A 14,039-nucleotide genomic window follows, 5' to 3' on the forward strand; every position below is an offset into this window, starting at 1 on the left:
CCCCAAACTTTCCGTAATTCCCGAATGGAGGGAAACCGTGCGCTTCATCCTGCGCCGCCTGGGTTTCTACCTGATCGCCTTCTGGGCATCCATCACCCTGAATTTCCTGCTCCCGCGTTTCATGCCCGGGGACCCGGTCTCCCGCATGTTTGCCCGCTCCCAGGACAGAATGCAGCCCGAACAGATCGAGGCCCTGCGCAAGCTGCTGGGTGTCGATGACCGGCCCCTCTGGGAGCAGTACATCGGCTACCTGACCAACATCTTCACCGGACAAATGGGCGTTTCCATCTCCCGGTTCCCCACCCCGGTCACCGAGGTCATTTCGTCCCAGATCGGCTGGACCCTCCTGCTCGGCGGAACCGCCCTGGTGATTGCCGCCGTCGTGGGTAACCTGCTGGGTGTCCTTGCAGCCTGGCGCCGCGGCGGCGCGGTCGACTCCGCACTTCCGCCGCTGCTCGTATTCATTGGCTCGTTCCCCTACTTCTGGCTCGCGATGGGTGCCCTGTACCTGTTCGGCGTCGTCCTGAACTGGTTCCCCATCCGGCACGCCTTTACCGCCGGCCTGGAGCCCGGGTTCACGTGGGAGTTCATCGGCGACGTCGGCGCCCACCTGGTGCTTCCGGCGCTGACCATCGTGCTGGTTTCCATCGGCGGCTGGATGCTGGGCATGCGGAACACCATGATCGCCACCAACTCCGAGGACTACATCACCATGGCCGAAGCCAAGGGACTCCGCCCGGGCCGCATCATGCTCCGGTACGCGGCACGCAACGCCATGCTCCCGTCGGTCACAAGCTTCGGCATGGGACTGGGATTCGTGGTGGGCGGTGCGCTGCTCACCGAGGTGGTGTTCGCCTACCCCGGGGTCGGCTACCAGCTCCTGAACGCCGTCCAAGGCCTCGACTACCCGCTCATGCAGGGCCTGTTCCTGACCATCACCGCCGCCGTGCTGCTGGCGAACTTCCTGGTGGACATCCTCTACGTCCGCCTCGACCCGCGCGTGCGCAGCAACTAGGGGAACACATCATGACAACCGCAATCCTGCAGCAACCCGGCAAAACGGCCGACAAGACCCCGGCGGCCCGCAAGCCGAACCGCAGCTTCGTCCATGGCCTCATCACCAACAAAAAAGCCCTCACAGGCATGGCCGTGATGCTCGTCTTCATCGCACTGGCCCTGCTGGCACCGGTGCTTTTCCCCGGCGACCCGTCCCGGATCACCGCCATGGCCTCGCTGGAACCGTCAGCCGAGCACTGGCTGGGAACTACAGCCAAGGGACAGGACGTGCTGGCACTGACCGTCCACGGCTCCCGCAGTTCCCTGTTCGTGGGACTGACCGTGGGCTTCGCGTCCACCTTCATCGGCATCCTGGTGGGACTTGCCTCGGCGTACTTCGGGAAGTTCATCGACGAAGCGCTGTCCCTGGTAACCAACGTCTTCCTGCTCCTTCCCGGCCTGCCGCTGCTGGTCATCCTGGCCGCATTCCTGCCTCCGGGGCTGGGCACCGTGATTCTTGTCCTCGTGGTTACCGGCTGGGCAGGCTCAGCACGCGTCCTGCGCTCACAGGCCCTCTCCATCCGTTCCAAGGACTTTGTGGCCGCGGCCGTGGTGTCCGGCGAACGGGCCGGAAGGATCATGTTCCGCGAAATCCTGCCCAACATGGCCTCGATCGTCATGGGGACCCTGCTGGCCTGCGTCATCTATGGCATCGGTGCGCAGGCCGGCCTGGAGTTCCTGGGCCTGGGCGACGCCAGCACGGTCTCCTGGGGAAACGACCTCTTCTGGGCAGGCAACGAAGGCGCCCTGCTGACCGGCAACTGGTGGGTGTTCGTGCCCTCGGGCGTCTGCATCGCATTGGTCGCCTTCGCCCTTGCCCTCATCAACTATGCAGTGGACGAGGTCACCAACCCGCGGCTGCGGAAGATCAAAACCCCGAAAGATACCGAAAGGAGCACCTCCAAATGACCATCTCCCAAGTGTCCTTCGGCTCCCGTGAACCCGTCCTGGACGTCAAGGACCTCACCGTCAAGTACATCGGCGACACCCGCTCCACCACCGCCGTCGACCGCGTTTCCTTCAGCATCGGCACCGGTGAGGTGTTCGGCCTCGCAGGGGAATCGGGCTGCGGAAAGTCCACCATCGCCAACTCGATCATGCGGCTCCTGAAGGATCCCGCGAAGATCGCAGGCGGCAGCATTTCCTTCGGCGGCAAGGATGTCCTGGCGATGAGCCCGGAGGAGTTGCGACGCTTCCGCTGGCAGGACGTGGCCATGGTCTTCCAGTCAGCCATGAACTCGCTCAATCCGGTGTTGACTATCGGCGAACAAATCGTGGACATCTTCACCACCCACGCCGGCTATTCCCGCAAGGAATCCCTGCGGCGCGCCGGTGAGCTGCTGGAACTCGTGAGGATTGACCGCGCACGCCTCAAGTCCTACCCGCACCAGCTTTCCGGTGGCATGCGTCAACGTGCAGTGATAGCGATGGCCGTGGCGCTCAAGCCGTCGCTGCTGATCCTTGACGAACCCACCACCGCCCTGGACGTGGTGGTGCAGCAGGAGATCATGGCTCAGATCAAGGATCTCCAGCGCGAACTGGAGTTCTCGGTCCTCTTCATCACGCATGACATGTCGCTCATGGTGGAACTCTCACACCGCATGGCCGTGATGTATGGCGGCAGGATCGTGGAGACCGCGAAGGCCCAGAACGTCTACGCCGACCCCCGCCACCCCTACACCCAGGCGCTGATGGGCGCATTCCCGCCGCTCACCGGGCCGCGTGTTCCGCTGACAGGACTGCCCGACGGCGTGAAGTTCCGGAACATCCCGGACCTCACCGAGGCAGCACCCGGCCATTTCGTGGCCCCGCTTGGTGCCGACGCGTCAGTGATTGATTCCGAAAACCTGGCAGGAGCCGCACGATGAGCCACGCCGTATCATCCCCGGTGGCTGCGTCCACCACCAGCACCCCCGCCCTTGAAATCCGTGGGCTTGGCAAGTCCTTCCCCATCGGAGGGCTGTTCTCCCGGGGGTCGGTCCGCGCCCTGCACGGCGTGGACCTGACTATTAACCGCGGCGAGATCGTGGCCCTTGTAGGGGAATCAGGTTCCGGCAAGAGCACCCTGGCGCGCTGTGTTGCCCGGCTCGAGAAGCCGAGCTCCGGCGCGATCCTGGTTGACGGCGTCGACATCCTCAAGCGGGACCGTTTCCAGGCGTCGCGTGCGTTCCGGTCCCAGCTGCAGATGGTCTTCCAGGACCCCTTCGGTTCCCTGAACCCGGCGCACAGGATCGAGCACTTCCTGCGGCGTTCGCTGGCGATCCATGGCAAGGGTGGCGGTTCCGGGGAGGAGACCCGGCTCCGGCTCGAAGAACTGATGACCACCGTTGGCCTGCAGGCTGACATGCTGGACTCGTATCCGCACGAGCTCTCCGGCGGCCAGCGCCAGCGGGTTGCGATTGCCCGGGCCCTCGCCGTTGAACCCCAGGTCATCCTGGCAGACGAGCCCACCTCCATGCTGGATGTTTCCGTCCGGATCGGCGTGCTGAACCTGATGCGCAAGCTCCGCGACGAGCAGGGCATCTCCATGCTCTACATCACCCACGACCTCGCGTCCGCCCGCTACCTGGCGGACCGCACGGCAGTCATGTTCGCCGGTGAACTGGTTGAGGAAGGCGAATCCCTGGACCTGCTCTCAAACCCGGCGCACCCCTACACCCAACTTCTGGTATCGGCTGTCCCGGATCCGGCACGCGCAGGCTCGTACGATCCTGTCCGCCGGGCCGAACTGCGGCAGGCCGTCATGGCTTCGACGAGCTGCGCTTACGACGGCGACCCGAACCAGCGCTGTTCGGCGGAAGAACCCGTGCGGCACCAGGTTGGAGACCCCGGAAACCGCCATTGGGTGCGCTGCCACCTCTACCGGCCGTGGGCCGGCAGCGACGGCCATGCCCTGGCGGGCGAACCGACGCAACCCAACCTCCCGGCGTCGAACGCCCAAGAAAAGGCCTCCGCATGACTGACCTGACCCACCCGCTCGCCACTGTCCCGCAGGACGAGTTGATTAGCCGAGCCGAAGCCGACACGCTCCGGCCACGCTTCCATTTCGTGTCGCCGGCCGGTTGGCTCAACGATCCCAACGGCGTCAGCCAATGGAACGGCACGTACCACCTCTTTTACCAGTACAACCCGGAGGGCGCGTTCCACCACCGCATCCAGTGGGGCCACGCCACCAGCACCGACCTCGTCACCTGGACGGACCAGCCTGTTGCCCTGGAACCGTCCGAAGGGCCGGACGCCGAGGGCTGCTGGTCCGGAGTATTGGTGAACGACGGCGGCACGCCCACCCTGGTGTATTCGGGGCGGTCCGAGGGCAAGGAGCTGCCCTGCGTCGCCGTAGGATCCCCGGACCTTTTGAGCTGGACCAAGGACCCCGGAAACCCCGTGATTGCAGCACCGCCGGTTGTCGTAGACATTACGGCCTACCGCGATCACTGCGTTTGGCGTGAAGGGTCGAAGTGGCGGCAGTTGGTGGGTTCAGGCATCCGTGGGCGCGGCGGCACGGCGTTCCTGTACGAGTCGGCAGATCTGCGGGCGTGGAACTACATCGAACCGTTGTTCATCGGCGATGCTTCGCATGGCGATCCTGCTGACGCTGACTGGACGGGAACCATGTGGGAATGCGTGGACCTTTTCCGGGCCGGACAGGGTTCGCTGGGGTCTGCACCTTCCGACGGCTCACCGGACGTGCTGGTCTTCTCCGCCTGGAACGACGGCGACACCCGCCACCCGCTGTACTGGACCGGCCGGTACGCCGGGGACACCTTCGAGCCCGGGGCGCTGCACCGGCTCGACTATGGAGGCCGCTTTTTCTACGCACCGCAATCGTTCGAGGATGAGTCCGGCCGGCGTGTCATGTTCGGCTGGATGCAGGAAGGCCGAAGTGATGCCGCCATGGTGGAGGCCGGCTGGTCCGGCGTCATGAGCCTGCCGCGAATCGTCACGGCTGCAGACGACGGCTCTCTGCGCTTCGCACCCGTCCCGGAAATCGAGAAGCTGCGCCGTGGCCACGTGCGTTTGCCCGGGCAGGTGTTGACCGGCACTTCGGGGCCCTTGGAACTTGGCTTGTCCGGCACGCAACTCGACCTCGAGCTGGATCTCCAACTGGCACCGGGCGCCCTGCTGCGGCTTGGTGTCCTGGGCTCCACTGAGGGGGGCACCTCCGGCAGCCCCAACGAGGAGACTGTTATCGAGCTATGCAGGGCAACTGACGGTACCAACAACGGCACGCTCCGCCTGGACCGCACCCGAAGCAGCCTTGATCCAACCGTTGATGTCGAAGAAAAGTCCGGACCCGTCCCCATGCCGGAAGGGCGGGTGCACCTTCGTGTCCTCCTGGACCGGTCCGCCGTCGAAATTTTTGCCAACGGCGTCCCGCTCACGGCCCGCGTCTACCCCACGCTGGGCGGGGAACACGTCAGCCTTGCCGCCGAGGGCACGGCGCAAATACTGTCCCGGGACGCATGGACAATGGCCGGCATCTTTGACGGTACACGGAGCCTCTTTCCCTAAACGCGCGGGCTCTACATCAACAACCACTCACACAGCAGCATCGACGCTGCCCAAAAACAAGAAGGAACTCATGGAAGGTTCACCCACGGTCTCTCGTCGTTCACTCATTACTGGAAGCGGGGCGGCTGCACTCAGCGGATCGCTGGCACTGTCGGCAGCGTTCGCCGAGCCCGCCGCCGCCGTACCCACCAAGACACCTGACCCCGGTTTAAAAGGCTCGATGTCAAAAGGATCACGCCGGATGCGCCCGACCTATCACTTCAGCGTCCCCGACAACTGGAAGAACGACCCTCAGCGCCCCATCTACATCGACGGGGAATACCACTACTACTACCTGTACAACGCCGACTACCTGCAGGGCGGCAGAGGCACGTCATGGCGCCGCGCGACAACCACGGATCACGTCACGTTCACTGACCGCGGCGTTGCGATCCCGAAATTCAGCAACAACAACGGCGACTGCTGGTCAGGTTCCCTTGTGGTCGACGAGCGGAATACGGCCGGATATGGCGAGGGTGCGGTGCTTGCGCTTGTGACGCAGGCACCCGAAGGCCGCCAGGCCCAATACCTCTGGTACTCGACCGACCGCGGGCGCTCGTTCCAGGCCGCCGGTACGGCCCCGGTGTTGCCGAACCCCGGAGTCCATGACTTTCGCGATCCCAAAGTGATCTGGGACGGTGACCGGGGGCGATGGTTCATGGCGAACGCCGAGGGACAGAAGCTCGGCTTCTACACCTCCGCCGACATGCGGACCTGGCAGCGCGTCGGCGAGTTCGTACGCAGCGATCTGGGACTGCTGGAATGCCCTGATATCTTCCGCATGACCGCTGACGACGGCACCTCGCATTGGATCCTCGGCACGAGCGCCAACGGCAAAGGCCGCGGCCTGCCCGCAACCTACGCGTACTGGATGGGCACCTTCGACGGCACATCGTTCACGCCAGACCGGCCCGAGCCCGAATGGCTCGATTACGGCTATGACTTTTATGGAGCAGTCACCTATCCGCACCACGACGCCTCGGGCGCCGAAGATGCGACCCTCCGCCGGGCCCTCGGCTGGGCGAACTTCTGGGACTATCCCCACAACACGCCGACCCTCGAGACCGACGGCTACAACGGCGACGACATGATCGTGCGTGACCTCCGCCTCAAGCATACGGACGGTGGGTACCACCTCGTGTCCGCCCCCACGTCAGCGCTGGAAAACCATGTGAAGCGCGAGCACGTCCTGGGTGACGTAGTTGTACGGGGCACCCGCGACCTCGACGTCCACGCAGCCGCTTATGACCTGACCTGTGAGCTCGTGTGGGACCCCGCTTCCCCACCTGCCAACGTGGGTCTTGAGCTGTGCCGCGCAGCGGGCGGCGGCAGGCACGTCGCCGCCGGCGCATACCTGCGGGGCCCCTTCGTGTATCTCAACAGGCGGCCAACGGTCAACCCGACTGGCGGCGAAACCCAGACTCCAATCGACCCCTCGACAGGCCGGCTCACCGTCCGCATCCTCGTGGACCTTACAAGCGTGGAAATGTTCGTCGGAGACGGTCGGGTGGTGCACTCGCACCGGGTATTCCCACTTGAAGGCGACAACGGAATCCGCCTTTATGCCCACGAGGGTGCCGCCACTTTCCGGGATCTGACCATCCGTGAAATCAAGGACGTGCACTAGTCCGTTCCCTGGCTGTCCGGCAGGTCTTTCTGCAGACCAAGGGTATGGTCCCGCAGAAAGGCCTGCCCCAAAGCAGAACGCTTCAACCACACTGCAGAAAGGCTGGGTCTACCGCCACCCCTTAACGTCCAACTTCGCTCCGAGGCCCCGCAGCCATGGCTAAGCTTCTCCCACAACCACCGCCTCACGGCAGTCTTGGAGGCAACCCGCCGATCAACAGGTGGAACCGAGCGACCGGCTGAGTACACCTGGACCAGAGCGTATTGATTAGACGCATCCCCCGGCCTACACTGACGGCAGCCTTTCATTTTAGGGCTGGGCCATGCCTCACTTTGGCCCTCTAAGGAGATCAGTGTGTCCCTCTCCGCGAGGCTGGACCGCCTGCCTCTCAGCAAACCTCATTATGCGCTATTGCTTATTGGCGGCCTCGGTTACACGTTCGACGGCATGGACAACGCCGTTGTCGCATTTCTCCTGCCGGACGTCAGGAAGGCTTTTTCCCTGTCGTCAGCGCAGCTCGGGCTGGTCGCCTCGGCGGCGCCCTTCGGTTTTCTTTTTGGCGCCTTCCTGGCCGGGTACCTTGGCGACAGGTTAGGCCGGAAAGCGGTCATGATGTACGCCTTGGCGCTTTACGCCATCGCATCGTTAGTTGCCGCAGTCTCCTGGAACTTCGAAGTGTTCCTCATCATGCGGATATTGGCCGGGCTGGGGGCCGGAGCCGAGAGCGCAATCATTGCCCCGTTCCTGTCAGAGTTCGTACCAAGTCATCGGCGCGGGTGGTTCCTGGGTGCATTGGCTGGATTCTTTTCGTTCGGCTTTGTCGGCGCTGCCCTCATTGGACGCTTCGTTGTCCCAGCGTTTCCGGAAGGGTGGCGCTGGGCTCAGGTCATCACCTTTGTCCCGATTGTTTTGTTGCTCTGGTGGCGGCGCGCTCTCCCTGAATCACCCCGCTTCCTGATGAACGAGGGCAAACAGGCAGAGGCCGAAAGGGTGGTCATCGCATTCGAAGATAAGGTGCTGGCGTCCACGGGAAAGTCTTTACCGCCGGTGGACCCGAATCATGCGGAAGAGCCGGAGCCGGAAAAGTTTTCCCTCGGGAAGGCGCTCAAATTCCTGTGGAGCCGTCAGATGTGGCGGATCACCTCCGTAACCTGGCTCATCTGGTTTGTCATCACCTTTTCCTATTACGGCTTCTTCTCCTGGATCCCGACACTGCTGATCAGTAAAGGCCTGACAGTCACCACCAGCTTCACCTTCTCGCTCTACATCTACATCGCCCAGATTCCGGGCTACTTCAGTGCCGCATGGGTCAACGAGAAGTTCGATCGGAAATACACGATTGCCAGCTACCTGGTCGGCTCGGCGATCAGTGCGTTCTGGCTTAGCACCATGACCGACCCAGCATTGATCACTGCCGCAGGCATCGCCCTTTCCTTCTTCCTGAACGGAACATACGCCGGCGTCTACGCCTACACGCCTGAGGTCTTCCCCACGTGGTTGCGGGCAACTGGTGTTGGCCTGAGTTCCTCCTTCGGCCGGATTGGATCGATCACCGCACCGCTGCTCATTGGGATTTTCGCCACGCAATGGGGGTTCGTGGGAGTGTTCGGCATGACAACAGGAGTACTTGCCGTAGGGGTCATCTGTACGTTGCTCTTCGCGGTGCGGACCAAAGGCAGGTCCCTTGAAGACATTACGATCAGCGAGATCCAGGGCAGGGAAGGAGCCCGCCGGTGAACGGCAGAGCAGCAGAGAGCCTGGGTGAGGTTGAGCAGGCAGTGAACGCGGAAGTGGGATTCAAATTGTTCACTATCCTGGCCTTCCGGGACCAGGGCCGGCAGATGGAAAGGATCTATTCCTCCCACCCTGTCGAATACCCTGTGGGAGGAAGGAAGGACGTCGGACGGGACGTGGCAGCCGACTGGCTGGAAGCCTGCCTCGTGAAGCAGCAACCATTTTTCGGGCCAACGGCAGCCGATGTTGAACGAGTTTTCAAGGACGCCGAACTGATATCAAGCCTGGGCTGTGGCTCGATCATTAACGCACCTGTCCTCCGGGCGGGCACCACCGTTGCCGCGTTGAACGTTCTGGATGCTGAGGGAGCTTACACAGCCCAGGACGTTGACAAGGTTCTGGACATCGCACGCCGGTTCACCTCAGCCATAGTGGAAGCAGCAGGAGAATAATCCATGGGCAATGACCTGCTCCTAAAGAACGCTTCGTACCTGAACGTCGCTGAAGGCCGCTATGGCCAGGGCGACATCAGGGTGTCAGGAGGCGCGATCACCGAGATCGGCTCAGACCTGAAGGCAGAAGGCGAAACGGTTATTGATGCTGGCAACAAGTTCGTGCTGCCCGGCTTGATCGACTGCCACGTGCATGTGACAGCTGCCACCGCCGATCTTGGCCAACTCGGTGAATGGTCCCCGAACTACCTTGCGTTCCACACAGCCAAACTCATGGGTGCAATGCTCGATCGCGGATTTACGACCGTCCGGGACGCAGCCGGGGCTGACTTCGGCATCCACGATGCACAGACCGAAGGGCTCCTGCGCGGCCCCAGGGTGTTTTTCGCCGGGAAGGCCCTCTCACAAACCGGCGGCCACGCAGACCCGCGACCCCGCGGACGGCAGGCCTACGACGCTGGCTACTGCCACCCTCACATCGGCCGACTGGCTGACGGGGTCGATGCCGTACGGCAGGCCGCCAGGGACGAACTGCGCAAAGGCGCCCACCACATCAAGATCATGGCCGGGGGCGGCGTCGCGTCGCCCACGGACCGGATTGACTCCACGCAGTACTCCCTTTCGGAAATTGAAGCCGCGGTAGAGGAAGCCACCGCCGCGAACCGCTATGTCACGGCGCACGCCTACACCGGCCGGTCAATCAACCGCGCCCTGCGCGCAGGCGTCCGCGGTATTGAACACGGCAACCTCCTCGATGATGAGTCCTTGGAACTGTTCAAGGAGTTCAACGCATTCCTCACGATGAACCTGGTGACCTATTGGGCACTGGAACGGGAAGGCCGCAAATTCGGGCTTTCGCAGGAGAACTGGGAAAAAGTTGCGGCCGTGCTCGACGGCGGATACGAGGCTCTGGGCAAAGCCCATGAGGCAGGCATCAACTTGACCTACGGGACTGACTTGCTGGGCGGTATGCAGGTTCATCAAGCCGAGGAATTCGCCATACGCGCTAAGGTAATGCCCGCAATTGACGTCATCCGCAGCGCTACGACGACGGCTGCAGCACTCATTCAGCGAGAGAACGAGCTGGGCACCATTGCCGTCGGCGCCCGGGGTGATTTCATTGTCACTACAGACGATCCCTTGAAGGACATCACCGTACTTTCACAATCGAAACTCGACTACGTCATCCAGGACGGGGCTGTGGTTAAAAGTGCAGACACGGCTCTGCGGTAAAGCGGCCAACTAGCTTTATTGACCAATGACGGTTATGACTTTCGGCGTGGTTTTGTGACCTGAGGCGAGACGAACAGCTCCTTCACGATGCGGTCCACCAAGTGCGCCGGGTCTTCGTGGATGTGCACTGCAACATGTGCCTCGTCGGTTCCCAGCGGTTCGAGTGTGGCCAACTGCGAGGCGAGCAGGCTGCCGGGCATGTATTCGTGTTCTCTGGTTCTCAGCCGGTCAGAGATAGTTCTTTCGTCGCCTGAGAGATGAATGAATACTGTGTTTGGAGCGAAGCTGCGCAGCAGGTCCCGGTAGCTGCGCTTGAGCGCGGAGCAGGCGATGATGCAGGAGTCCACACCTTCGCTGGGAGAGGCCAGCGCGGCACCGATTTCGGCTAGCCACGGCGCCCGATCGTCGTCGTTCAGCGGAACGCCGCCGGCCATCTTGGCCTTGTTGGCGGCAGGGTGGAAGTCATCCCCGTCGAAGAATGGCATCCCCAGTCGTTGGCCCAGCAGGGTTCCGACGGTGGACTTACCGCAGCCGGATACCCCCATCACCACCAATGGAGGCAAGTGGCCGCTCATCGGACGTCCCCGGGTTCCCCGAAGCAGAGGAGCACTTTGCCGGAGCTGGTGGAGTCCTTCGCTACCTCGAACGCGTGCAGGGCGTCGGCCAACGGGAATTCGTGGGTGATGACGGGGCTGATGTGCAGGGATCCGTCCGCGAGGGCGGCGATTACGTGGTCGATCTCGTCGTTGAAGCGGAAGGAGCCTTTGAGGTCCAGTTCTCGGGTGATGGCCAGCGAGATGGGGACTGGCTGCATGCCGGTGGGCAGCAGGCCCACCATCACCACGGTTCCGCCGCGCACCGCGCCCTGGATGGCTGAGGCCAGGCCATGGTGGCTGCCGGAGGACTCGATGACGACGTCGGCTTCCACCGCGGCGATCGCTGTGGCGTCCGCGGCGTTGATCACCTGATCAGCGCCGACGGCCGTGGCGATCTCAAGCGGTTTGGGGTGCAGGTCGACGGCGGTGATCCGGGCGGCGCCGGCACGCTTGAGGACGGCAACGGCCAGGGCGCCGATGGGCCCTGAACCGATGACGAGCGCCGTCTTTCCGCGGACGTCGCCGGCGCGGGAGACTGCGTGCCAGGCCACGGACGCGGGTTCGACAAGGGCCGCGGTGCGCAGGTCAATGTCCGCGGGAAGGGCTCGAAGCATCCGCACCGGAAGGTTCACGTACCTGCTGAAGGCGCCGTCCGTGTGGGGGTAGCGGGCAGCGCTGCCCAGATAGGTGCACCCGGGTGAGAGGTTGGGCCGGTCTGCGGGATACTTAGCCGCGCCAGGGCCGGGCGTTGCGGGGTGGACGGCCACGGCGGTCCCGGCCTGTGGCCCTGCACCGTTCGCTGCCGGGCGCACCACCACGCCGGAGATTTCGTGGCCCAGCACCAGCGGGGCCTTGAGGATGGACTCCCCCGCGGCACCGTGCAGCCAGTAGTGCAGGTCCGAACCGCAGATCCCGCCGTACAGAACTTCCACCACCGCTTCATCAGGTGCGGGCTGCGGCAGCGGGACCTCGTCGATGCGCAGGTCATCTGCGGCGTGCGCCACCAGGGCCGGGCCCGTGGCAGGCAGTTCTTCCAAGCTTGCGCCCAAGTGCGTATTCAGAGTCATCACACCACCACTGTCATTCCACCATCAATGAAGATGGTTTGTCCGTTCACAAAGTTCGAGCCATCTGAAGCAAGCCACACCACGGGACCGGCGAGGTCCTCCACGGTGCCCCACCGGTGGGCGGGTGTCCGGCCCAGGATCCAGGAGTTGAAGGCCTCATCATCAACGAGGTTTTGGGTCATCTCGGTGTGGATGTAGCCGGGTGCAACCGCGTTGATCTGCAGCCCGGAGGCGGCCCACTCTGCCGTCATGGCGCGCGTGAGGTTCCGCAGCCCGCCCTTTGCCGCAATGTACGGGGCGATGGTCGGACGGGCCAGGTCCGTCTGGACGGAGCAGATGTTGATGATCTTGCCACGGCCGCGGGTGATCATGTGCCGCGCGGCTTCCCTGCCCACCAGGAATGCGCTGGTGAGGTCCGTGGAGAGGACTCGTTCCCAGTCCGCGACGTCCAGGTCCAGCATGGGCACCCGGTGCTGGATCCCCGCGTTGTTCACCAGGATTTCCAGCGGGCCCACATTCTCCTCGATCCATCGGATGCTGCGGGCGGCCGCGTCGTCGTGGGTCACATCGAATGCGATGCTGTGGACGCGGCCCGGCGGGAAGTCCGCGGCCATTGCCGCGGCGGCGTCCTTCAGCCGCTCCTCATTGACGCCGTTGAGCACTACTGTTGCTCCGGCGTCGGCCAACGCCCTTGCAAGTGCCGAACCGATGCCCCTGCTGGAGCCCGTCACCAGGGCAACCCGGCCGGTCAGGTCAAAAAGCGCGCTCATGCGAAAGGGCCTTCCTGAACGAGGTTGGCCGGGGTTTCACCGGCGGCGAGGGCCTCAAGCTGGCGCTTCAGGAGCTTGAGGATCCGCGGTTCGAACGCTGACGCATTACCGCCAATGTGAGGGGTGATGAGTGCGTTCTCCGCGGACCACAGCGGGTGGCCGGCGGGCAGCGGTTCGGGATCGACGACGTCGATGGCGCACTGCAGGCGGCCGGACACCACTTCCCGGGTCAGGGCGTCGGTGTCCACCACCGCCCCGCGGCCCACGTTCACCACGAGGGCGCCGTGCGGCAGGGCTGCCAGGACATCCCGGCCCACCAGGTGGTGGGTCTTGTCGTTCAGCGGCAGGACGGAGACCAGGATGTCGTGGCCCGCGGCGAGCTCCACCAGTTCTTCCGGACCGTGGACCTGTCCGTCCGCGTCCGTCCGGGCTGAGCTTCCCACCCGGGTCACGGTGACTTCGAAGGGCTCGAGCCGGCGGGCGAGTTCCTTGCCGATGCCCCCGATTCCCAGCAGCAGGATCTTCCGGTCAGCCAAAGACTGGCGGCGCTGCGGCTTCCAGCTTTCAATCTGTTGGTCCTTGACGGCCTGGTCAATGCCCCGCAGCTTGGCAAGAATGAGGCCGACGGCCAGCTCCGCGGTGGCAGCTGCGTGGACGCCCGAGGCGTTTGCCACTGCGGCGCCCGGCCCGGCAGCCTCGCATACGCCGTCGTACCCCGTTGACTGCGTCTGCGCGAACTTAAGGTCCGGGACCTTGGCCAGGGAACCCAGCACGGCTCCCGCGTCGATGTACGGCAGGATGACGCCGTCGATCCCACCCAGCTCCTCCCCCGGCTCGTCCTTCATGTCCCACACCACGCCCCGCAGTCCTTCGGGGAGTGGCGAGAGGTCAGCCAGGAGCTGGGGTTCGGGGAAACTGACGGTTCGTACTAAATGCATCTGGAGGGCCTATCG

At 63.9% G+C, this 14,039-nt stretch carries 13 protein-coding genes; 9 read left to right on the forward strand and 4 right to left on the reverse strand.

Annotated elements, in window-relative coordinates; all coding sequences use genetic code 11:
- The first annotated feature begins 37 nt into the window (after window positions 1-37).
- The 9 genes from QFZ60_RS10695 (at window position 38) to QFZ60_RS10735 (ending at window position 10,653) form a co-directional block, all read left to right on the forward strand.
- Window positions 38-1,015: an ABC transporter permease gene (locus tag QFZ60_RS10695; RefSeq protein ID WP_056333473.1), complete on the forward strand. Its 978-nt coding sequence runs from the start codon at window positions 38-40 to the stop codon at window positions 1,013-1,015.
- Window positions 1,016-1,026: 11 nt separating this feature from the next.
- Window positions 1,027-1,965, forward strand: a complete 939-nt coding sequence (locus QFZ60_RS10700; protein WP_307090390.1) for an ABC transporter permease — start codon at window positions 1,027-1,029, stop codon at window positions 1,963-1,965.
- Window positions 1,962-2,924, forward strand: a complete 963-nt coding sequence (locus QFZ60_RS10705; RefSeq protein WP_307090392.1) for an ABC transporter ATP-binding protein — start codon at window positions 1,962-1,964, stop codon at window positions 2,922-2,924. The genes QFZ60_RS10700 and QFZ60_RS10705 overlap by 4 nt, the downstream gene beginning before the upstream one ends.
- Window positions 2,921-4,015: an ATP-binding cassette domain-containing protein gene (locus tag QFZ60_RS10710; RefSeq protein ID WP_307090394.1), complete on the forward strand. Its 1,095-nt coding sequence runs from the start codon at window positions 2,921-2,923 to the stop codon at window positions 4,013-4,015. The genes QFZ60_RS10705 and QFZ60_RS10710 overlap by 4 nt, the downstream gene beginning before the upstream one ends.
- Window positions 4,012-5,568 carry a glycoside hydrolase family 32 protein gene (locus QFZ60_RS10715; RefSeq protein WP_307090397.1) on the forward strand — a complete coding sequence of 519 codons (1,557 nt, stop codon included), beginning with the start codon at window positions 4,012-4,014 and terminating at the stop codon, window positions 5,566-5,568. Before QFZ60_RS10710 ends, QFZ60_RS10715 begins: the two co-directional genes overlap by 4 nt.
- A 70-nt stretch (window positions 5,569-5,638) precedes the next feature.
- Window positions 5,639-7,234 carry a glycoside hydrolase family 32 protein gene (locus QFZ60_RS10720; RefSeq protein ID WP_373427676.1) on the forward strand — a complete coding sequence of 532 codons (1,596 nt, stop codon included), beginning with the start codon at window positions 5,639-5,641 and terminating at the stop codon, window positions 7,232-7,234.
- A gap of 354 nt (window positions 7,235-7,588) precedes the next feature.
- Complete coding sequence (locus QFZ60_RS10725; protein ID WP_307090399.1) at window positions 7,589-8,971, forward strand: MFS transporter; 1,383 nt, start codon at window positions 7,589-7,591, stop codon at window positions 8,969-8,971.
- Entirely contained in the window at window positions 8,968-9,420 is a 453-nt protein-coding gene (locus QFZ60_RS10730; RefSeq protein WP_307090401.1) for a GAF domain-containing protein, read from the forward strand. The genes QFZ60_RS10725 and QFZ60_RS10730 overlap by 4 nt, the downstream gene beginning before the upstream one ends.
- 3 nt (window positions 9,421-9,423) lie before the next feature.
- Window positions 9,424-10,653, forward strand: coding sequence for an amidohydrolase family protein (locus QFZ60_RS10735; protein WP_307090402.1), 1,230 nt, complete (start codon window positions 9,424-9,426; stop codon window positions 10,651-10,653).
- 32 nt (window positions 10,654-10,685) lie between these two features.
- Here the strand turns inward: QFZ60_RS10735 and QFZ60_RS10740 are convergent, their stop codons facing one another.
- The 4 genes from QFZ60_RS10740 to QFZ60_RS10755 are packed head-to-tail and all read right to left on the reverse strand — an operon-like array spanning window position 10,686 to window position 14,024.
- The gene (locus tag QFZ60_RS10740; RefSeq protein WP_307090404.1) at window positions 10,686-11,228 is read right to left on the reverse strand and encodes a gluconokinase; all 543 of its coding nucleotides are present in this window, start codon (window positions 11,226-11,228) and stop codon (window positions 10,686-10,688) included.
- Entirely contained in the window at window positions 11,225-12,316 is a 1,092-nt protein-coding gene (locus tag QFZ60_RS10745; protein ID WP_307093290.1) for an L-idonate 5-dehydrogenase, read from the reverse strand. The genes QFZ60_RS10740 and QFZ60_RS10745 overlap by 4 nt, the downstream gene beginning before the upstream one ends.
- Window positions 12,316-13,086, reverse strand: a complete 771-nt coding sequence (locus QFZ60_RS10750; protein WP_307090406.1) for an SDR family oxidoreductase — start codon at window positions 13,084-13,086, stop codon at window positions 12,316-12,318. Before QFZ60_RS10750 ends, QFZ60_RS10745 begins: the two co-directional genes overlap by 1 nt.
- On the reverse strand, window positions 13,083-14,024 hold the full coding sequence (locus QFZ60_RS10755; RefSeq protein WP_307090408.1) for a 2-hydroxyacid dehydrogenase: 942 nt from the start codon (window positions 14,022-14,024) through the stop codon (window positions 13,083-13,085). Before QFZ60_RS10755 ends, QFZ60_RS10750 begins: the two co-directional genes overlap by 4 nt.
- Window positions 14,025-14,039 lie beyond the last annotated feature (15 nt).

It is taken from the genome of Arthrobacter sp. B2I5, from assembly GCF_030816735.1.
Taxonomy (GTDB): Bacteria; Actinomycetota; Actinomycetes; order Actinomycetales; family Micrococcaceae; genus Arthrobacter.